Annotated in this window: 26 protein-coding genes and 2 pseudogenes; 1 reads left to right on the forward strand and 27 read right to left on the reverse strand. The window is 39.6% G+C overall.

Translation table 11 applies throughout. From position 1 onward, the window contains the following. Positions 1-3 precede the first annotated feature (3 nt). The 26 genes and pseudogenes from KFQ09_RS00960 to KFQ09_RS01085 all read right to left on the reverse strand — a co-directional run bounded on the left by KFQ09_RS00960 (position 4) and on the right by KFQ09_RS01085 (position 17,861). Positions 4-405, reverse strand: a complete 402-nt coding sequence (locus KFQ09_RS00960; RefSeq protein ID WP_255835957.1) for a collagen-like triple helix repeat-containing protein — start codon at positions 403-405, stop codon at positions 4-6. 24 nt (positions 406-429) lie between these two features. Continuing rightward, the gene (locus KFQ09_RS00965) at positions 430-729 is read right to left on the reverse strand and encodes a hypothetical protein (protein ID WP_255835958.1); all 300 of its coding nucleotides are present in this window, start codon (positions 727-729) and stop codon (positions 430-432) included. Positions 730-739: 10 nt separating this feature from the next. Then, positions 740-1,920 (reverse strand): annotated as a pseudogene (locus KFQ09_RS00970) (phage major capsid protein). A 35-nt stretch (positions 1,921-1,955) separates the two neighbouring features. Next, positions 1,956-2,588 carry an HK97 family phage prohead protease gene (locus tag KFQ09_RS00975; protein WP_255835959.1) on the reverse strand — a complete coding sequence of 211 codons (633 nt, stop codon included), beginning with the start codon at positions 2,586-2,588 and terminating at the stop codon, positions 1,956-1,958. After that, entirely contained in the window at positions 2,581-3,822 is a 1,242-nt protein-coding gene (locus KFQ09_RS00980) for a phage portal protein (RefSeq protein WP_255835960.1), read from the reverse strand. Before KFQ09_RS00980 ends, KFQ09_RS00975 begins: the two co-directional genes overlap by 8 nt. Before the next feature lie 5 nt (positions 3,823-3,827). Next, on the reverse strand, positions 3,828-3,998 hold the full coding sequence (locus KFQ09_RS00985) for a hypothetical protein (RefSeq protein ID WP_255835961.1): 171 nt from the start codon (positions 3,996-3,998) through the stop codon (positions 3,828-3,830). Between the two features lie 11 nt (positions 3,999-4,009). Continuing rightward, a complete protein-coding gene (locus tag KFQ09_RS00990) occupies positions 4,010-5,719 on the reverse strand; it encodes a terminase large subunit (RefSeq protein ID WP_255835962.1) in 1,710 nt (569 codons plus the stop codon). Continuing rightward, positions 5,719-6,252 (reverse strand): phage terminase small subunit P27 family, encoded by a 534-nt coding sequence (locus tag KFQ09_RS00995; RefSeq protein ID WP_009330377.1) that lies wholly within the window; start codon positions 6,250-6,252, stop codon positions 5,719-5,721. Before KFQ09_RS00995 ends, KFQ09_RS00990 begins: the two co-directional genes overlap by 1 nt. 381 nt (positions 6,253-6,633) lie before the next feature. Continuing rightward, positions 6,634-7,008, reverse strand: coding sequence for an HNH endonuclease signature motif containing protein (locus KFQ09_RS01000; protein WP_255835963.1), 375 nt, complete (start codon positions 7,006-7,008; stop codon positions 6,634-6,636). A 120-nt stretch (positions 7,009-7,128) separates the two neighbouring features. Further along, the gene (locus KFQ09_RS01005) at positions 7,129-7,338 is read right to left on the reverse strand and encodes a hypothetical protein (RefSeq protein WP_255835964.1); all 210 of its coding nucleotides are present in this window, start codon (positions 7,336-7,338) and stop codon (positions 7,129-7,131) included. A gap of 23 nt (positions 7,339-7,361) precedes the next feature. Next, positions 7,362-8,327 carry a trypsin-like serine peptidase gene (locus KFQ09_RS01010; RefSeq protein WP_255835965.1) on the reverse strand — a complete coding sequence of 322 codons (966 nt, stop codon included), beginning with the start codon at positions 8,325-8,327 and terminating at the stop codon, positions 7,362-7,364. 34 nt (positions 8,328-8,361) lie between these two features. Continuing rightward, positions 8,362-8,547 carry a hypothetical protein gene (locus KFQ09_RS01015; protein ID WP_213418633.1) on the reverse strand — a complete coding sequence of 62 codons (186 nt, stop codon included), beginning with the start codon at positions 8,545-8,547 and terminating at the stop codon, positions 8,362-8,364. 175 nt (positions 8,548-8,722) lie between these two features. Next, positions 8,723-8,905 carry a hypothetical protein gene (locus tag KFQ09_RS01020; protein WP_144573661.1) on the reverse strand — a complete coding sequence of 61 codons (183 nt, stop codon included), beginning with the start codon at positions 8,903-8,905 and terminating at the stop codon, positions 8,723-8,725. Positions 8,906-9,351: 446 nt separating this feature from the next. Next, entirely contained in the window at positions 9,352-9,732 is a 381-nt protein-coding gene (locus tag KFQ09_RS01025) for an ArpU family phage packaging/lysis transcriptional regulator (RefSeq protein ID WP_255835966.1), read from the reverse strand. A 341-nt stretch (positions 9,733-10,073) separates the two neighbouring features. Beyond that, positions 10,074-10,532, reverse strand: coding sequence for a YopX family protein (locus KFQ09_RS01030; RefSeq protein WP_255835967.1), 459 nt, complete (start codon positions 10,530-10,532; stop codon positions 10,074-10,076). 14 nt (positions 10,533-10,546) lie between these two features. Beyond that, a complete protein-coding gene (locus tag KFQ09_RS01035) occupies positions 10,547-11,062 on the reverse strand; it encodes a putative metallopeptidase (RefSeq protein WP_255835968.1) in 516 nt (171 codons plus the stop codon). A 2-nt stretch (positions 11,063-11,064) separates the two neighbouring features. Continuing rightward, complete coding sequence (gene fbpA / locus KFQ09_RS01040; protein ID WP_255835969.1) at positions 11,065-11,235, reverse strand: Fur-regulated basic protein FbpA; 171 nt, start codon at positions 11,233-11,235, stop codon at positions 11,065-11,067. Then, positions 11,232-11,771: an ERCC4 domain-containing protein gene (locus KFQ09_RS01045; protein WP_255835970.1), complete on the reverse strand. Its 540-nt coding sequence runs from the start codon at positions 11,769-11,771 to the stop codon at positions 11,232-11,234. Before KFQ09_RS01045 ends, fbpA begins: the two co-directional genes overlap by 4 nt. After that, on the reverse strand, positions 11,768-12,205 hold the full coding sequence (locus KFQ09_RS01050) for a hypothetical protein (RefSeq protein WP_255835971.1): 438 nt from the start codon (positions 12,203-12,205) through the stop codon (positions 11,768-11,770). The genes KFQ09_RS01045 and KFQ09_RS01050 overlap by 4 nt, the downstream gene beginning before the upstream one ends. Next, complete coding sequence (locus KFQ09_RS01055; RefSeq protein ID WP_144494881.1) at positions 12,180-12,446, reverse strand: hypothetical protein; 267 nt, start codon at positions 12,444-12,446, stop codon at positions 12,180-12,182. The genes KFQ09_RS01050 and KFQ09_RS01055 overlap by 26 nt, the downstream gene beginning before the upstream one ends. Before the next feature lie 256 nt (positions 12,447-12,702). Continuing rightward, positions 12,703-15,135 carry a phage/plasmid primase, P4 family gene (locus tag KFQ09_RS01060; RefSeq protein ID WP_255835972.1) on the reverse strand — a complete coding sequence of 811 codons (2,433 nt, stop codon included), beginning with the start codon at positions 15,133-15,135 and terminating at the stop codon, positions 12,703-12,705. A 60-nt stretch (positions 15,136-15,195) separates the two neighbouring features. Then, positions 15,196-15,633, reverse strand: coding sequence for a DUF669 domain-containing protein (locus tag KFQ09_RS01065; RefSeq protein ID WP_144494885.1), 438 nt, complete (start codon positions 15,631-15,633; stop codon positions 15,196-15,198). Positions 15,634-15,653: 20 nt separating this feature from the next. Continuing rightward, positions 15,654-15,851 (reverse strand): hypothetical protein, encoded by a 198-nt coding sequence (locus tag KFQ09_RS01070; RefSeq protein WP_255835973.1) that lies wholly within the window; start codon positions 15,849-15,851, stop codon positions 15,654-15,656. Further along, positions 15,841-16,778, reverse strand: a pseudogene (locus tag KFQ09_RS01075) (AAA family ATPase). The gene KFQ09_RS01070 and the pseudogene KFQ09_RS01075 overlap by 11 nt, the downstream one beginning before the upstream one ends. A 3-nt stretch (positions 16,779-16,781) precedes the next feature. After that, positions 16,782-17,336: a host-nuclease inhibitor Gam family protein gene (locus tag KFQ09_RS01080; RefSeq protein ID WP_255835974.1), complete on the reverse strand. Its 555-nt coding sequence runs from the start codon at positions 17,334-17,336 to the stop codon at positions 16,782-16,784. Between the two features lie 255 nt (positions 17,337-17,591). Next, positions 17,592-17,861 (reverse strand): YqaH family protein, encoded by a 270-nt coding sequence (locus KFQ09_RS01085; protein WP_255835975.1) that lies wholly within the window; start codon positions 17,859-17,861, stop codon positions 17,592-17,594. Between the two features lie 62 nt (positions 17,862-17,923). Here KFQ09_RS01085 and KFQ09_RS01090 point away from each other — a divergent pair, with 62 nt between their 5' ends. Beyond that, positions 17,924-18,301 (forward strand): DUF2513 domain-containing protein, encoded by a 378-nt coding sequence (locus KFQ09_RS01090; RefSeq protein WP_144494895.1) that lies wholly within the window; start codon positions 17,924-17,926, stop codon positions 18,299-18,301. Here the strand turns inward: KFQ09_RS01090 and KFQ09_RS01095 are convergent. Further along, positions 18,298-18,543, reverse strand: coding sequence for a hypothetical protein (locus KFQ09_RS01095; RefSeq protein ID WP_144494897.1), 246 nt, complete (start codon positions 18,541-18,543; stop codon positions 18,298-18,300). The two genes, KFQ09_RS01090 and KFQ09_RS01095, sit on opposite strands and share 4 nt — an antisense overlap. Positions 18,544-18,545: the final 2 nt, after the last annotated feature.

Consider the following 18,545-nt stretch of genomic DNA (forward strand, 5'->3'; position numbering starts at 1 on the left):
TACTTATTCAGTATTTTCTTTCCCCTCAATTTGGTCTAATCGAGACTCTAAATCAGTGATCCTTTTTTGTACCTCTGAATTGATGTTGTCCCATTTAACGCTACCTTTACCGATTGTTCGGGAGTTGACAGACCCATCGCCTAAATGATCGTTCTTAATAGCCCCTGTTTCAATTACTGCAGGATCTCCCTTGTCGCCTTTTGGACCCTGCTCTCCTGGATCGCCTTTTGGACCTTGAGGACCGGTATCACCTTTTGGTCCTTGTTCACCTTGCATCCCTTGAATGTAAAGAGGATTTTCTTCGCTGTTTCCTTTTACATAAACAGCCGTGATAGGTTTACCATCAGCGTCCGCCTCTGCAGATGTTAATACTCCATTACTTTCATTCAAAAAATCTTTTGCCATGTTAGATCAATTCCTTTCCTTTGTTTATTCTTTGCTCAGTTTGCTTTTCAGCTCTTTTATTTCGTCTTCCATTCCTTTGATTCTAGTTTCTATTAATGAGTTAAGATGCTCCGGCATGACGCTCCCTGTCCCGATGTTTGCCGAACGGACAGCTTTTTCAGCAAGCATTTCATGTGTCACGGTTCCTGGTGCAGCTGATCCGCCGCCACCTAGACTCACTTCCTGACCATCTTTGACGATTTTTCCACCTGCAAACTCTAAAACACCACCGATGACAGTTCGACCCCCGCCGTCAGTGGTGTAGTTTTTTGTTGTATATCCCATAGTGTCCTCCTTATTGGATCGTAATTTGTCCAAATACCACTGCTTCGTCATCCCATTTTCGGACGTCTTCCCGTTCAATTGCTCTGACTTTCGTAGTGTTTGTTTCGAAGGCTCCTGCCCCTACGTCTGTAGAAGCGATAGATTGTTGCTGACGATCAAATAGAACAATCGCTTCTTTTAAATTACCGATGATGATTGGCGCTTTACCCTTTTGTGTTTTCAAGACTTTGTTAGAAATATTTACAACAGGTCGGCCGTCAAAAAGTTTTTTTGTTGGATTTGTAGGATCCGGCTGCATTAAATATTTACCTTCTCCGTCTTTAAGTGTATCTAACCAGTTGTATCCGTCTTGGTTAGTCATCACGATAGATCCTGGGATACAAGAGGATCAAGTGTGACATTTAAAGCTTTTTTAATTCCATCCAATCCCTCAATCTCTACCTTTTTCAAAGATTCAATTACATTCAAAATCAGGCTATTACGGGTAACAACTGATTTTTTTGCAAACCAGTTAGCGACATATCTCATAATCGCTTGATCAGAATCGTTTAACATTGAATTTGATAAGGTCATGATGCCTCCAAAATCTTCAATAGCATAATTCATTTTTGTGAATTTTGGCTGATCGGACTCAGGTAATTCTTCTAATTCTTCAAGACGGGCAAACGGTACCATATCAGAATTCTTTTCTAACAAACGTGATCCTGAACGGCCCGTAACTGGTTCAACCGTTACATATTGCTCTAGTGGTTCATAAGTTCGTTTAAGTTCATGGATTAGCCTTCCAATGTCTTCAGGAATCAAAATCCCGCCATCTTCATCATTTTTGCCTGACATTGCTCTGAATTCCTCACTATCCAAAAGGTCACGCTCTTCATCGGTAAGTCTTTTTCCTCTTAATTTCTTTAGAAAAGTCTTGCGGTATTGCTGCTGCCTTTCTTCTTTATCTCCCTCGGCTCCTTTTCGCCCCTCCGGGTTACGTTCTAGCTCCGGCACAAAAGGACCAACGTTAGATAGGTCAGGCACGTCAATTGATCGTCCTTCTACCATCAATTCAATTTGATTCTTAAGCTCTTTCACTTCATCGAGAAGCTGGCGCGCTTCCTCTGTTTTTCCTTCTGCTAGTGCCTTATCCGCATCTTCTTTCTTCTGCGTAAACTGCTGACGTAATTCAATTTCTTTTTTAGACATTTGTATTTTCCTCCTCATAGAACGCAAAAAAAGCCTTATTCGGGAAGATCAAGGCTTAATAGTTCCAATTCAATTTTTAAAGTTTCATCTGTTGGTACGCTTCGTTGTTCTTTCATTTCTTCTAATTTCTCTAAGCTGCGGGCACCTACCACAGCTTCGGTATCGCTATACGCTGGTGTCGTTACAAGAGATATGTCATAAATGCGGTGAATGTTGTTTATTCTTCGTTCGTATATGTCTTCATCTTCATTTATGCGCCACTCGTCAGGTTCTTGGTCGTTGTAATCCAAAGAAAAGGCAAAAGAACATTGATTAATAACTCCGCTGCGTATATTCTCCATGAGATCGCGCGCATATGACGTGTCTGACGGTTTAAATCTAAATTTAAGACCTATACCATCTATTTCTAATTCAAGCCGTCCTGATTCTCCTGGAACGGTGTTTCTTGCTAGAGGAAAATCTTCTCGATGGTTAAAAAGTGCAATGACGTTTGATAGATCGGTAGATTCTAAAGCGTTCCTGCTGATAATTTCTTTGAACCAGCCCAAACGCTCGGACCATTTTTCAAACTTCAAAGCATAGCCTTCCACATATTCGGCTTGTCCTTCACCGTCGGAACGGATCTCAATTGGCGACGTGAGCAGCCGCACTTCTTTTTCTTTACTCATTCTTGCTGTCACCTCCCTTCATGGCTGAACCAGCTTTAAGCCGCTGGTATTCTTCCATGAAATCAAGGAACACATAATTTAAGCTTGCAAGATATTTGTCTCCATGTTGAATCGGATTGCGTTCAATGAGCTCCCTAATTTCGTTTTTATTCAGTACTCCTGTTTCATGCATTGTTTTAAAATACTCTGCCTGTGACTGGCTATCTCCCCGCAGCTCACTGGCGACATTGAATTTTACATAGTGGCCGCTTCTCTGTCTGTGATCCATAAATAATTTGACGTTGAGTTCTTGTTCAAAATTCACAATCCACGGCTGTAGGGTATTCCTGACATATTCGATAGACTGATGCTCAATATTAGAGAAAGTTGCTTTATCCAATTCATTGAGTTTATGCAACGGCACTTTATAGATCATTGAGATTTGCGCCTTGTTAAATTTCATTGACTCTACAAATTGGGCTTCTTGTAACGGCATAGAAATAGACTGATATTCTAAACCGTTGTCAATGATTGCGATATTTTCCCCTTGGTTTACTCTTTTCCATTCTTTACGCACATTCTCTTTAGGCTTTTCATCTAAAAAAGCAGGAACTTTCAAGATCCCGCGGGGTGTCGCTTCATTTTTATACAACTTGGCATTATATTTCGTGGCAGCCGCTTGAGCTCCGATATGTTCACGTACTACACCTATGGGTGATTTTCCGTGTATGCCATCTGTTGACAGTCCTTTAAAATGCAACACCTCATGATCATATAGCTCAATGGCCTTTCCGTTGACCACCGTTTGATACCACAACATGCCCGTCTTCGGACTAATATAAGCGTTTGTAGTTTCAGGACGTAAAGGAGTCAGTGCTTTTGGATAACCGTTCTCACCAAATTGGATATATGAGTAACCATTTCCCCATGTCAGAACTTGCGTCATCATCAACTTTTTCCATACAAAAGCCGTCATATAAGGGTTAGGACGTGCATAAATAGCGTATGCAGTGGGATGATCTGGATTACTTTCTATGCCGTTTTCTGTTTTTTTAAACGTATGGATCGGCAGCTTTGCAATATCATCAGATAATACATTCACACAGGCAAAAACATCCGGCTGAACCAAAGAAGTTCTTTCATTTACGGTTTCGCCGCTTGCTGTTTTCCGGCCGCCGAACATATTTATCAATTCATTGAAGCCGCTAGTCTCAGAGGAGCCTGATCGTTTTTCAAACACCCGGTCAATTAGCAATTATTTCACCTCTCTTTCTTGGTTAGGAGATAGGCATAAAACATAAAAAATACACCCGTCAGGATCAGACCGATGTTTGTATTAAATCTATATGCAGCTGCAAGGATGAAGGCGGCCCCCACCACAAACAGCAGATCATTTAAAATTAAAAGCAGAAAGGCCAGGAATTTTTTCATTCTCTCACATCCTAAAAGCTGAATTTATCAGACATGAAATGTGCATTCAAGTCTACTTTTTGGTTTGTTTCGTGATACATCGCCCTGGCGTATGCGTTAATGACAGCCGCAGCCGGGTCGATTCTTTGCGGAGATTTTGCTTTATCCAGCATGATATTCTCCTGAGGATCAATTTTCATAATCGCGTTATTGATCGCCCAATTTAAAACCGGGTCATCCCCGTGAACAACTTTGCCGTCATATACTTTTTGACGAAAGTCTTTTGTCGGCAAAGATAGATGATTGATTCTTTGCGGAATCTCCACCATGGTATGGCCTTTAGATTCAAGCCGTTGGGCCAAATGCAAGGCATTCCATTTGTCATATGCGGTTTCCTGCGGCCGGAACCGATGCTTGTAAATAAATTCAATGATCCATTTTTCAACAAATTGATAATCAACTGCATCACCGGGCGTATACGTAATATAGCCCATCTCTTTCCACAGATCATACGGCACTTTATCCGTCGCCATCTTTTCTTTTGCGCGCCCCTCGGGCATGAAAGAATGTTGTCCGACATAATAGATTCCATCAAGAACACCAACCCAGCCGACTGATGTTAAGTCGGTAGTCATGGACAAATCCAGCCCAAGATATACGGCCATGTTTTCCAGATCAGGAATTTCACCGCTGCACGCGTGCCATTTTGACATTTTCATATATCCATTATCCTTTTGATCAACCCATCGGTTCATATTCTTGGTAAGGAAGCTTCGCATTTTTTCTGGAACTTCGAGCGCAACCTTTAAGGCAGAGCGTAGTGACTCCATACCTTCCGGATACGTTGCAACAATAGGATTGGCTTTGATCCAGTTTGACTCGTCTTTTATGTCGTCATCTGGATCAAGTTCGCAGATCATGACAAAATAGTCATCGTTTTCTGTGTCAGCATCAGGATCGAGAATCTTGCTTGTATATTGGTATTCCTTAAAACACGGCCGCTCCATGTTAAACCCGGCTGTCGTGATGATTGCCATTAATGGGCTGCGGCGGGCGACCATACCACTGTCAAGCACATCATAAATCTCGCTTGTTTCATGTGCATGGTATTCATCCACAATTCCCAATGACGGGTTTTTACCGTCCCCGAGCTTCCGCGCCTCCCGGGAAAGAGGCTGAATTATTGAGTTCGTTTTATACTTTTTTACCCGGCCGTTTGCGGATGTATATTTTCCTTCAAGGATCGGAGCATGCTGCAGCTGTTCAAGAATCGCCTGGTAAACTTCGTCTGACTGCTCCCGGGACCATCCCGCAATAAACACCCGGTGTTTTTCCGTGGTCGGGAACACTTCATAAGAAGCCATGAGTGCGAGAAATTGCGATTTTGCATTCTTACGAGCCAGCTGAATATAAACTTTTCGGAACCGGCGGGCACCGTTTTCCTTTTTATAAAAACCGTATATATTGGCCGCGATAAAAAGTTGAAAGTCTGTCAGCTCAATAGGCTCACCCGCAAGTATTCCCTCAACATGTCTGAACTGCCGCGCCCATTCATAAAAATCAAGCACCGCTTCAGCATCGAAATAATAGAGACAATTCGGGTCCGCTAACGCCTCAACATCTTTAAAAAACCGCTGCACAGCCCATTTATGCTTTTGACAAGCCTTTATCTCACCGGAAATTATTTTTTCGCAATAGGCCCATACACGCTCAATCAGAATTTCAGCGGTGACCTCTTGCATTACATCCGGCCCCCGAACCGCTCTTCCTCTTTTGATTTCGGCTTGTCGTCATCCTTTTTAGGAATAACGAGCTTGCAGCGCGAGGAAATGGTTAAGCCCAAATCACTGGAAGCCTGCCGGCATTGTTTGAATAGTTTATCTTGATTGATAAGCAAGTCCGAATACGCTTCATTGACTACCGTTTTTTCTTTTTCCCCCACGATATTTCCCTGTTCGTCCACATCTCTGACGACTATTGTTTTCATTGGCCCCTGCTCAAGCAGCTGGTCCGTCACCTGAAGGTAAAGCTTCCGTGAATATAAAAAACGGGCGAGCGCATCAACATCTAAATTCGTCATAATTCCGATGTTTTTCAGCTCATCCGCTATTTTTTTGAACTCTCTTTTTAAGTCTTTTGGCAAATAAGAAGGCGCCTTTACTTTGTCGCTTGGCGCCTTGATCTCCTGCTTTCTTCGTTCCTCAATCTCCTGTTTTGTCAGGTTTTTCTTACCTTTCACAAGCAATAAATCAACCGGTTGCCTTGGTCTTGCCATTCCCTCACCTCCTTCCGAAATTTCATTTAGGGAATTTTTCAAAATGTGGAGGGGAGCGCGGTCTCCGGCGAAACCTTTCCAGAGATTTAAGGGCGGGGGGTCTCCATTTCCTCCCGCAGCTGCAGCATGGCCGTCTCTAATTCCTCTCGAGCTTGCGTAAATTTCTGCTTGTATACGTCAATTCCCTTTTGAGCTTGTGCTTTGAGACGTAGTACAGTCAGCTTCTTTACCTTCTGCTGCATGCGCCTGATCGTCTCGTTCGTGTAGTAGGACGTGTATTCAGTCTGACACCGCGGGCACTTGATGTAATGCTGCCGCACCCCGTTGTCACACTTCCTAACTTTCGAACATCCTTTGATATGGAACTTGGTTCCACAGTGATCACATACGCAGGTTTGATGTTCTGTTGCCAAAGCCTCCATCCTCCTTCGCGGTCTTCCTACTGTGGCAGGGCGCACACAGCGGCTGCCAGTTGCTTGAGTCCCAAAAGAGTTTCATGTCTCCTTTATGCGGTTTGATATGATCGACTACTGTTGCTGGCACCCGTCTACCTTCCATCATGCATGATACACAAAACGGATGCTTTGACAGGTAGCCAAGACGCGCCTGCCTCCACTTGCTGTTATATCCACGCTTGGCAGCAGACTCCCGGTATTGATCATAGGCCGGTTTGGTTCGCTTGTGCTGTTCGCAGTAGCCCTCGCGTGTAAGGTTGGGGCATCTAGGTTCATTGCAAGGCTTCAGAGACTTAATCATATGTTTATTTCAACCATGAAAAAGGCTATTTTTTTTGAACTCATTTTTTAAAATTAACCATCCTTTTTTTCAAGAAAAAACGCCTTCCATTAGGAAAGCGTATAAAAAATATATTAAGAATTAATCTCGGGAACTTCCAATACATATAAATCCCCCGATGTCAATACCATCACATCTTCTTTCAGTATCAGAAGCATTAAGAGCTTCTACTTTCTCTCCTTTAATAACCCTATCGATTCTATTAGCTATTGCATCTATCTCTAACTTTTTCATTTTATCTGCTTCACCATTAATCACAACTGAAATTACCACTGCATTATTTTTCGACATATAATTTCACTCCTCTTATATAACTATTTAATTGAATTTAATATCTTGATTATCTCAGTTGAAGATACAGCATAATTTTTATCAAGGTACCTTCCACCATAATGAATCCCAACTGCTTTCCCTGTTTCTATATCTAAAACAACAGAGCCTGAGTTACCTCCTAAAGTAGAGCAATCATGATTTATAAGCCATTCCTTGTCTGAAGAAGGATATGCAACTCCAGGAGCCATTCTTTTAACATCATAAATTGAACCGAAAATCCTTTCCATTTCTTTCAAGTCACCCACTCTGCTATCCCTTGCAGGGTAACCAATTACAACAACATCTCTATCACTTGAAAGCTTTTCTTCGGATAATTCTATGGGTTCTGGCAACTGAGTATTAGAATTAGAATCAAGTGATATTTGTAAAAAAGCCAGATCCGGTCTTTTATTTTCTCCATTATCTGGCTCTTCAATATACAACACTTTATCAATACTAAACTCAATTTGATCAGCGACTTGATACTCTTCCCGGAAATCTATACGAGCTTGAATTTGTTTGCCGTTAAAATTATATTTAAAGTTATATTTAGAACCTTCTTTTTCCGCAAAAATTTCTGCAATATGTCTGTTAGTGACTAAAATATTTTTTGCAACCATCCAACCCGTGCCAAGCCATTCAAACCTGGGATGTTCACGCAATTCTACACGCCCCACTGCAGGAATTGCATTTTCGATATTCACTCTATTGTAACTTAATTTTTTATGCCACTCTTCAGCAAGTGGCGGAACAAAAGTGTTATGTCGTATCTCAAGAACTGGGCGACCAACTAACTTGATTATATTTTCTAAGTCCTTTGGAAACCCTTCTGTACCAACGCTTTCTTGCCAATTATTTATATACTTCTCAATCTCGTCAGTCTTAAAATCTTGATGATCTGTACGATAAAGCTGTTTGATGATATCTGTTCTTAATTTTTCATCACTTAAAATTCGTCTTAATTCCATCTTGTAACTCCCTTTAGAAACATTAATAGTAAATTTACCCTTCTATCTCAATACCACTAATATCAATGCTGATTTTTTTAATTTTGACTGACCATTCAAGAGTATCGATTGATCCTAGAACTTCCCGTACTTGCTTATTAATTGACGCATTAGTAATAACAACCTGATTCTGTTCATTAAAAGTAATGTCATTTAAAGATAATCCTTTAAGATCGATCATTATTTTCACCACCTCTCTTAATTGTTATCATTAAACGTTTTCACCTTAATTATTTATGTAAAAAAAGTAAATATCCACTTTATTTACCAAGTGAGATTTCAGAGTCTATACATTTGTCCCTGAGATTTACCGGAAGCAGTTTACAGAGAATATAAAAAAGCACCACATTGGGTGCTTAGTCAAGAATTTCAAAAGAAGAAATGTGTTCTGCATTCAGTATTATCTTTTTCTCTTCGTCAATACTGACATAGTTAACCCTTCCAGGGCCATACATGGTTGAATTCAATAAATCTTCTTTTGAATCAAATTTCTCAGTTACATATTCTTTACCACTATCCATAATAATTTTTAGTTTCAATAAATTCACCCCCTTACTTAATTATTGTATAACAAGCAGTAAAATGAAACTATTCACGAAAATTGTCGAAAAAAATTTTAGGGTGCTCTATCTTTATCCTCCCTGTGCTAAATGCTCATTCAAATTTGCGTCTCACACATACTCCGGGAGGAAGCCAAGCATTGTAAGACGGCATGTCCAAAAAACATATTTCTTACAATCTCCCGATACCAAAGCCGCAAGACTAGCGCGATCCGGCTCAGAATGTTCCTCCCGTTTGGCCTCATTCTTCATCGCCTTAATTTGAGTATCCGAATTCACCTTGATAAGGGAATTGTGCGTCTCCCGTTATTTCTTGATAAGTAAATCTTATCGATAAAGCACACATAAAAATTCCCCCTCTTTATCCCCCCGATTATCGGAAAAATGTCGGGATTTTGTCGGGTTTTTCTCGATGAAAAAAGCACTCAGATAATTCCGAGTGCTGTTGCTATACGGCAGATCGCCCGTTGCTTTATTTCATAATAGGTATCCTTTTTCATGCCGAGTTCCATATAAATATTGATGTCTTTCACCCTGGCAGCTGTCAGGTATTTTTTTTCGATGATCAAACGCTCCTCGTCGTCCAAACTGTTTTGTAAAGCACGTTCCATCTGCTTGACTTTGAGCTCATTTATAGAATATGAATTCCGGAGGGAAGGGAAAATATTAATGCCGGCAGATGAACATTCTTTTTTATTCTCTAATTGGACTTTGAGCGCGCGATAATCTTTCAATTCTTTGATGACTATTTTTCGGACGGCCTTCTCGTCCACATCATCGAGAAAAGATAATTGTTCCTTTGACATCCTTTCCCTCCATTCGTTCATTTTTCTTTTTCCCATTCCTGGATCCGTCTTTCTGCAATCTCCATCCAGATGAATGGAGCGGCAAGAATGGCGATTCCTATAATTAGATAAATCATAGCTTCCCCCTTCCCGGCTCCGGCCACATTATCTGATCTTGTGGTTATCAAAAACCATTTTAATAGACATCAACACTAAATAATTGAGATCGTTCATGCTTTTTGCATATGCAATTCTCCTAATAGTTCCGATTTCAATATCACTAAACTCATGCCCTTTCCTGTCACACTTTGCAATGAGCCTATCTATTTTTCTTTTTAATCGGGTCAATTCCTTGTCACCTCTCACCTCAATGCCTCCAATAGATCAGGATTTTCATAGATATTGCCGTACACTACTGAATATTTTGTAGTTATCTTTAATCCTTGCGCTTTATATCCGTTAATTAAGCCCTTACCGTTATTATTGATAACTTCGTATCCCCAGCCCTCATCAATCCAAATGACCTTAACATATGAAGTGTGAAAACGACCTGTTGGGGTTTTACCGAAATTTGTGTATAATTCACATGTTTTTTCTAGGACATCCCCCTCGTAAATCTCTTTTTGATTCTTATCCTTTAATCCGGTGTACTGTCTTAACCAAACATCACCATACCCGCTTGGTTCTGAAGAGAAATGACACCAGTTGCCTATTACTCCGTTAAAATTACCGACGACAATGGTGTTAATAAAATCGATATAGTGCGGAAAAAACTTTTCTTTTGTTGGTCTATAAATACATTGAAATTTAATCTCTCTCATTCCGTCGCCTCCCATCATTTCACCCTTTGAAGTCTATTCACATCATCAATATTCATTTGATAGTCAGCCTCACGGACGGCAGCAGCAAATGATTCAATCCCTTTTTCCCAAAGACCATGACGCTCAATGATTTCCGAAAACTCTTCAACGTCATGCTCCCGGATCCCCCAGCTGTCAGGGTCTTCTGCGGGCCCGTACATAGTAATCCATTTGCTTGAGTCATTCGGATCGGGTTCCTCCCATTCCGAGCGGGTAAAATGACAAAGCTCATGATCGACCAGGGCGGCGCGCTGCTCTTGGTTCATCGTTTTCCATGCTTCCTTATTGATGAATACAAAAAGCATGTAATCAGTCATATGGCGCTCAAAGGCCGTGCATTTTTTCGCTTTCCCCGCCCATTTGCTGCTTCCTTCTCGAATATAAAAACCAATATGTCCTATCGCATCTTTTAAATGTGGGTGGTGTTCATCAATTAAACTTTTAGCCAGTTGCCGCACCTCATGTGATTCTTCAAAACCTACAAAAGCCATATTTATTTTCCCCTTTCAATCAATTGTTTTTTGAATATTCCGTCTAATTCATCTAGTGAAAGCTCATACAACTGCCGACCATCAGGCGTTTTAAAATATCCCATTTTAAGTAGCTGCGCTTTGATTTCATCCTTTTTTCGCTCAAGATAAAGGACCTTCATTAATTCATTCACATCAAGCCCCCCTTTAGTAATTCACGGGCCATGTAATGAAAGTGATGATAGATATAGTTTCCGGTCGCACTTGGATTAATAAAAACAGTTGAAAAATTGTAACGCACTTCAAATGTCTTTAAGCTGCCTAACAACGATTTCGGTTCATATTTTGAACGATATTTCCCGTTGAGTATCTTTTGATACCCTTCCAGGTCTTCCACAAGAAGAGTGAAAGGGTTTTTCGATGCTCGAATCAATTCATTTTCAAACCTGGAACGATCCTTAATGGATTGAACAAGCTCATCAATTCCGTTTTTCCGTTCGATAGCAGCGTTCAAATACATGTCCCTATTAATCCCGTATTCCTCATTTTTGGGTATCATTGCGGAATAGTCACCCGTCTTCATCCCTTTGAATTTGATTGATACGTTCTTTTTGCGAAGATAGTCAAGAACATGTTGATTCTTCTGTTCTCTCGTATCCACAATAATGACCATGCTGCCTAAAATTTCTTTTAACTCTGTGTCTGAATAGTTGTAATGAATAATAGTCATGATTTATTCCCCTTAAAATAAGACATTGCCCTTTCATAAATTTCTAATGAGAGTTTGTCCGTTTCCTCACTTTCAAAATTTGAAACGGAACTGTCAAAGTCTCTCCATCCGTTCTCCCAAAATAAAACGAGCAATCTCGAGACTTTTATCGCTGCCTCCCAATCATGATTAAACCAGTCATCTATTTTTGTATTTAAGTCTTGAGCAATGCCCATGTAATAATTAATGATTTTATCTATTGTTTGTTTCACATTATGTTCTTTATCCGAGTATTCGCCTTTCAAATAACGAATAATTCGTTTCTTGTAAGACTGGACAAATTCCACAAGTTCTTGATAGACGTTTTCGGGATTCTCAATATAAAGATCGTTACCATCGAGAACCAAACGAGCGCCCAACGTTTCTATGTCAGCACAAATTTGTTTTGGATGCATTTGAATCACCACTTTTTAATGCCATATCAAAAACAAAGAGTTTATTACCAGTCGATTTTCTAAGATCATATTTTAACTGTCTTAATACTTCATAAAATGTTCGAGTACCAATAAATGAGTTTTCACGTAAACCAAAATATTCTCTACATGCAATATAAAGAAGTTGGGCTTCAATCTTTCTACCAGAAGAACGAATACATCGGTCTGTTAGGAAATCCTCAATAGCATCCGCAAAATTCATTTTTTCACCTCTTTTAAGAATGGGTTATTAAATAAAAATTTCAGTAACCCATTAAAAAACCAGTCATATCAAGGGTTTATAACCTATTTAGGGTTATTGGGTTATCGGGGTTACCTATTTTTCTATTAAAGTCTATAAATACTTATATATATTATTTTTTATTAATTAATTTTCATGTGAGAGGAACACGGAAATTAAGTAACCCTCAATAACCCCTAAAAAATGTAAAATATTAAAAACCCTTATATATCAATGGTTAGAGCTTCTTTCTATTGATTGAAGTAACCTTATTTGGGTTACTTTTTGAAGTGAATTCAGTAACCCTTTCAGTAACCCGACCATCGTCACTCTGTAATAAACTTCCTCCTGCATACTGAATTAATGTCATTCCATGAATAAATGTCTTATTTTTTGCGCCTTTTCCTTTTTTAAAACCTCGAATTTCTAATTGACGATAAAAGGCGCGGTTTTTTAATTCAACATCATCATTTTCATAACACCAATCTTTGTATTCCTTATAGATTTCTTTTGCCTCGATTTTTGCAGTTGGATGAATAACACATCTTTCAGCAAGAAACGGCCCTAAAATGTCCATATCCTCTCGATATCCCTCGGTTGCTTTCCTTATGACTTCCGGTTCCTTGAGCCCTTCCTTTTGCCATTTCAAACAACCCTCAACGGCCCACCTTAGAATACCTGGCATTTCTGCAGCTAGTTTCTGCGGCAACTTCTTATCTACTTTTTCTTTTGGAATCGTAACCGTAAAAGGAACTAATCGAATGCGTCTCCAAATACCCTCGTCGCTTCCCTTTACGATTGGTTTATGGTTTGTCGTAAAGAACACTTTAAATTCCGGTGTAAATTCAAAATACTCCTGGCGCAAGAAACGGGCGGACATCTTTTCGCCTCCGGTGATCTGCTTCACTAATGATTCAGAAAGTTGCTGGCCTTCTTCACTCTCTACAGCCGACACAAAGCGTGCACCATCTAGGCGGGCTATGTCATTGTTGATGCTGCTATCATTTTTCTTTTTGATAAAAGTGTCGCTGTTCGTTTGCCTTCCATAGTCTCCTAGTAGTTGCTGAACAGTATTGATAAACGTTGATTTACCATTACGGCCATTTCCAAACAGGAAGAACATGACTTGTTCAGACGTATCACCCGTTAATGCATAGCCAATGGCTTTTTGCATAAAATTAATAATTTCATAGTTCGGCTGCCCGTTTTCATCTATGAAAATACTTTCTAAAAATGCTTTCCAGTTTGGACATTCCGCGTCTTTTTGATAAGCAACTGTTGAAATTTTTGTAAAGAGTAAATCCCGATCATGTGGCAATATTTCACCTGTTTTTAAATTGATCACACCATTTTCACAATTAAAGAGATATTTATGTGAGTCAAGCTCCTCTTTTTTTACGGCAACCATAGGCCTTGTATCTAAAATCGTATTCATCCGAATATTGCGGCGCTCACATTTTTTGGCCCAATCGTTCAGCTGCTTTTTTTTGTACCCGTCTTCCGTTGCTTTTGCTTCACCATAAATAGCACGCAACGTTTGAGCAGCTAAAGCCTCAATCTTTCTTTTGCTGTCTTCCTCCCACATCTTCCCGTTCCAAATTAACCATTCAAGCTCATTACAATACCGGATATTTTTCCCGTGATAATAGACAAGCCTTTCAGCGTTCCCCAACTCTGTCAAATGAAACACGGGCGGCGTATCTATAATTTCTTCGGTATCCTCAACTTGAGAATTATCAGGATGAGAAATATATACTTCGTAAGGCTGATCCTGCTGTTCTTCCATCAAATCGGATATTGTTTTATGAGTAGAATAAACGGCAGCTGCAATGGTCATTTCTCCATATGTAGCACCATCGGACGAATGTTGCCGATCCCACTTTTCCCGATACAATCCCGTTTCACGAAACATTGAATCCATTTTTGAAGTGTCTTTATCGGTCCAAAACGCCAAATGATTACACAGGGCCATATCTGTGGCAGAATGATCCTCGTTTATCAAATGACCGTTAAACAAATCTTGAATGCTCTTTCCATTCTTACTGTTGAACATCCTTTCCCAAATCTCTTTATTAGAGAGGTTGTACATATCACGGGATGAAGCAGCAGGCGGGCTAGATGTTTTCGTTTCTTCTTTTTTGTCCTTCAAATATCTATCGAAAAGCTCCTTGAGCTTGTCTGACCGTTCTTCAATGGCCCCTATCCCGAGACTGTTTCCTGTAAAGGTAAAATAACGACCATGTCGATATACTTCCAATCCAAGTTCGGGGTTTTTTCTTCCTGTGCCCTGGCCCCGTAATGGTATCTTACCTTTGGCAATAATGTGGACACCTTTACCACTTGGTGAAAATTCGGTATAGCTGCCTACACTATCAACAATTTCTTGTGCGAATGGTGACAAAACCCCATCCTCGACACAATGGTCAATATCTATGCCTATAAACGGATCATCTTTTGAAAACATGAAGCCGATCCCGTCATAGTCTCGGTTATTATAAAATTTTATAATGGTCGGAAATGTTGACCAGGTTCTTTTATTACTTGACTGTGCCATGCTGCCGTCAATTTGATATGGCACTTTTGTTTTCTTGCCGTCACGTTCTTCGGAACGCCATAATATCCATTGAGGGGCGTTTTTGAGCTCTTGCGGTATATTCTTAAATTCGTACATGTAATAACTCCCCTTTAAAGACGAGGGAGCTATACACTCCCTCAATTGTGTTTTCTATGATCAAAAAGGTACATCATCGTCACTAATATTCACTGGATCATTTTCCGGGGCCGACGCTTCGGATGGTTTAAACCCTTTGACTTCGGGATATTTTTTCCCGTTATGCTCTCTTTCTCCGACAACTAGACGAACTGGTTTATTTAAGAAAGCATTCGCCCATTCGATATGATCTTTGAATTTCATTCCGTTAGGAAAACCTGCGGCTTTTGATGCCTGGTGGAATCTCCACATTGCTTTCTCTGTAACCGTGAAGTTATCATATAAGATTTTCTGCCCTTGGCACGGCTGTTCAACATCCGAACGAATTTCATAATCTACGACAAGTCGCTCATTTCCCGTAGCTGCTGTTTTGGCTTCAAAATTGATAACTGTTGCTTCATATTCTCCTGGTTTAATTGGTTCAAATGAATCGCCTTTGCTGTGATCTACTGTAAACATACTTAATTCCTCCAAAATTTTTATTTACCGTTCAGTACGGTTACAAGATTTTGAGTTACTTGATCCAATACGAGCGGATCGCTGGTGTCTTCATTTTGCAAATCATAAATTACACTATCTATGCCACTATTCAATCTATCAATCTCTGAAATTAACCAGAGCACATCTGATATGCTTGCATGCTCACGAATCGTCTCGAGCTTTGTATCATTTTTCAACTTGCTCACCTCCAAGTACGCTGTTTAATCTATCAATAGCAGCGTTAGCAAGTTTGACATTCCATTGATCAAGTTTCTTATTTGCTTTAATCTGAAATTCCTCAATCATTTGAGCTGCCTCTTCGTTATCTTCAATTAAAGTTTTAATATGTGTAATTAAGCCGATTCTTTCGAATTCTTCTTCTGCTTTTACATCAATGCCAAGCTCTAACCATTTATAAAGTTTACGGCCAACGTCAGGATTTAACTTTATTGAAGAGCCTTCAAACATTCGTGTATTGTCTTTAGACGTTTCAGCCATATGATCAATGCTAATGGTAAAATTAAGCATAAATTCATATTCCATTTCATCTTTTTGAACTGGCTTAGTCCCGACCTTACGAGGTGCCATTTTCCCGTTATTATCGGCTTCAACAACATATTCAGTTTTTGTTCTCAATGTTGCCAGAATATGAACATCATTTTGCGTCAATGTTTTAATTAGCTTTGTTGTTTCCGGCGCAAGTTTACCCCAGTTTTGAAAAGAGTTGCCGGACATGCTGCCGTGTGTTTCAACAATTCCACCTTCCCCTGCCAGTTGTGGGAAAGTGAATCAACTACAACCACCTCGGCCCCTGCGTTCTTAATTGCTTCAACAGCCATTTGATAACGTTCGGTTGTGTAAGGAGGCGTAAAATCAATATGCTTAAAGCTCCCTATAAGAATTTCATCAAATTGTAAATTAGCGTACAGTTTTGCGCGGCGGTGCTCTGTATCAACAACGCCGATCTTTGACCAGATTTCCTCATCACTTGCTTTCGGATATGCTTCCCGCATCATTCCGTATGCTACTAGCAGCGCTCCGGCTGTTTTACCGGAACCACTCGGACCTATAAATCCAACAATCGCTTTTTCCTTTTGACGCTGTGCGTCTGTTACTTGAAACATAGCTTATACCTCCACTTTGAAGTTGACTGTTTCCGGCTGCACTTCTACGCCTGGGACGGCTTGTCCATTTAAATCAATTACGATCGGTTTCCCTTCAAGTTCAGTGACAGTCAGTGTCTTTTTAAGATCACCCCATGCCACAGACTCTTTTATAAATTCAGTCATGCCAGCATCTTTCACATGATGCAGAAGTTTTCCCTTGTCCACTTCTTTAGGCGATGCTTTGGTTGTCCGGCTTTTAGATTTCCCATAAGGTGTGGAAAGTGTTTTTGCCTTCGGGTCTTCTTGCAGCTGCTTTGTATGATAGACGCTAACTAGGTTTTCAAAGAATGAAAGACTGTCACTTAAAGGCTTAAGCTCCTGCCTTTCCCATTCTTCAATACGTTGCTTTTCTGTTGCTGCCAGCGCTTTGATTTCCTTTTCCTGCGACTTGAGAGCAGCTATTTTCCGGAAAGCCCAATTCAGGCTGTTCATATCAGTAATTTCAAACTGTGGACGGTCCCCCGACAGTTCGCCGTTATTAATTTCATTTAGTTCAAAATCCTGTAATGGATTCAAATGAGACACCTTCCTCTAATTGATTTTGTTAAAGGTTCCATTTAAAATGGAACTTGCTTTTGTTTTTTTAAGTCCACATTGCAGTGTGGGCTTTTTTGGTTCTATATATATTTTATTCTTTAAATAATGCATAAAAATAGTTCCTAACTTATGTGGTTTTTGGGGTAAAAATTATGTTTTTTATGGTGAGTCAACCATAAAACAAAAAATTTTTAAGCAAAATTTATATCATTCAATACTTTTTGTGCTTTAAATTTATTTCATCGGTCTCGTTACATTTGAAATCTTTAAACCTCTATCTTCAAATTTTGATGCGATTTTGTGTAGCTGGACTCTATGTTCCGACTGCTTAATCCGTTTAAGTTCCTTACAATTCGTAATAACTGATCCAGCTATCTCAACACATCCGTCAAAATCTTGATCCTTGATGGCATCGCTTAGTAATTCATCAACAAGAAATTGTGTTGATTTAATCAACCTTACTGACTTTTCACAGTCAGCTTTTAAAAATTGATTTAGATCCATATTTCTTCTCCTTTCCAATCATTGGTATAATGTTATTATCTGTTTAAATAGGTGGTGAAACTATGAAACTGAATCATGATTGTGTTAGATTGCTAATGCTTGAATTTGAAGAAAACCTAGGTCTCAATGATGATATCTGTTTAAGCGATATCAAATCTTCTAAAATCGCAGACAAGTTTGGTCAAGATGAAACAATTTACTGTGTCACTAAACTAATTGAAAATGAATATCTTATAGGTTCTATCCAAAGAGGCGATGGTGAGATATGGGACATTGTTGTTTCTTCAATTTCCTTCTCCGGACATGAATTTTTGGACAATATAAGAGACGATGGTATTTGGAAAGACACTAAAGCGAAAATTTCCCAACTTGCTAGTGTGTCATTACCTACTGTGTCTCAAGTCGCAGCTGCGTTTATTAAGTCTAGAATTGGACTCTAGGTTTGCTTGTTCTGTTCTTCAATGAATAGGGCCAAATCTTTCAAAAACTTATCGAATTTTTCAACACCTGAATTCCGACTGATAAATAAGAATTCAACACTCAGTGTGCTTTTTAGATTATCAGTTGGATTTTCACTGATTCTTTGCTGTTTAATTCCATAACTAGAAATACCAATACGTCGAAAAAGTTTAGACTCAACCTCTGTTGCCGCAGGGGTTGTTTTATTTAGTTTGTCGCTCATTT

Source organism: Bacillus sp. FS02, assembly GCF_024398395.1.
Lineage (GTDB): Bacteria > Bacillota > Bacilli > Bacillales > Bacillaceae > Bacillus > Bacillus altitudinis.

Excerpts from the sequence above, each read along its gene's own strand:
- KFQ09_RS01065 (WP_144494885.1), bottom strand. The coding sequence starts at position 15,633 with ATGTTTACAGTAGATCACAGCAAAGGCGATTCATTTGAACCAATTAAA.
- KFQ09_RS00960 (WP_255835957.1), bottom strand. The coding sequence starts at position 405 with ATGGCAAAAGATTTTTTGAATGAAAGTAATGGAGTATTAACATCTGCA.
- KFQ09_RS01000 (WP_255835963.1), bottom strand. The coding sequence starts at position 7,008 with ATGATTAAGTCTCTGAAGCCTTGCAATGAACCTAGATGCCCCAACCTT.
- KFQ09_RS01085 (WP_255835975.1), bottom strand. The coding sequence starts at position 17,861 with ATGGATCTAAATCAATTTTTAAAAGCTGACTGTGAAAAGTCAGTAAGG.
- KFQ09_RS01015 (WP_213418633.1), bottom strand. The coding sequence starts at position 8,547 with ATGATCGATCTTAAAGGATTATCTTTAAATGACATTACTTTTAATGAA.
- KFQ09_RS00975 (WP_255835959.1), bottom strand. The coding sequence starts at position 2,588 with ATGAGTAAAGAAAAAGAAGTGCGGCTGCTCACGTCGCCAATTGAGATC.
- KFQ09_RS01045 (WP_255835970.1), bottom strand. The coding sequence starts at position 11,771 with ATGACTATTATTCATTACAACTATTCAGACACAGAGTTAAAAGAAATT.
- KFQ09_RS01055 (WP_144494881.1), bottom strand. The coding sequence starts at position 12,446 with ATGAATTTTGCGGATGCTATTGAGGATTTCCTAACAGACCGATGTATT.
- KFQ09_RS00995 (WP_009330377.1), bottom strand. The coding sequence starts at position 6,252 with ATGGCAAGACCAAGGCAACCGGTTGATTTATTGCTTGTGAAAGGTAAG.
- KFQ09_RS01095 (WP_144494897.1), bottom strand. The coding sequence starts at position 18,543 with ATGAGCGACAAACTAAATAAAACAACCCCTGCGGCAACAGAGGTTGAG.
- KFQ09_RS01090 (WP_144494895.1), top strand. The coding sequence starts at position 17,924 with ATGAAACTGAATCATGATTGTGTTAGATTGCTAATGCTTGAATTTGAA.
- KFQ09_RS01030 (WP_255835967.1), bottom strand. The coding sequence starts at position 10,532 with ATGAGAGAGATTAAATTTCAATGTATTTATAGACCAACAAAAGAAAAG.
- KFQ09_RS00990 (WP_255835962.1), bottom strand. The coding sequence starts at position 5,719 with ATGCAAGAGGTCACCGCTGAAATTCTGATTGAGCGTGTATGGGCCTAT.
- KFQ09_RS01025 (WP_255835966.1), bottom strand. The coding sequence starts at position 9,732 with ATGTCAAAGGAACAATTATCTTTTCTCGATGATGTGGACGAGAAGGCC.
- KFQ09_RS00965 (WP_255835958.1), bottom strand. The coding sequence starts at position 729 with ATGGGATATACAACAAAAAACTACACCACTGACGGCGGGGGTCGAACT.
- KFQ09_RS00985 (WP_255835961.1), bottom strand. The coding sequence starts at position 3,998 with ATGAAAAAATTCCTGGCCTTTCTGCTTTTAATTTTAAATGATCTGCTG.
- KFQ09_RS01005 (WP_255835964.1), bottom strand. The coding sequence starts at position 7,338 with ATGTCGAAAAATAATGCAGTGGTAATTTCAGTTGTGATTAATGGTGAA.
- KFQ09_RS01035 (WP_255835968.1), bottom strand. The coding sequence starts at position 11,062 with ATGGCTTTTGTAGGTTTTGAAGAATCACATGAGGTGCGGCAACTGGCT.
- KFQ09_RS01060 (WP_255835972.1), bottom strand. The coding sequence starts at position 15,135 with ATGTACGAATTTAAGAATATACCGCAAGAGCTCAAAAACGCCCCTCAA.
- KFQ09_RS01010 (WP_255835965.1), bottom strand. The coding sequence starts at position 8,327 with ATGGAATTAAGACGAATTTTAAGTGATGAAAAATTAAGAACAGATATC.
- KFQ09_RS01050 (WP_255835971.1), bottom strand. The coding sequence starts at position 12,205 with ATGCATCCAAAACAAATTTGTGCTGACATAGAAACGTTGGGCGCTCGT.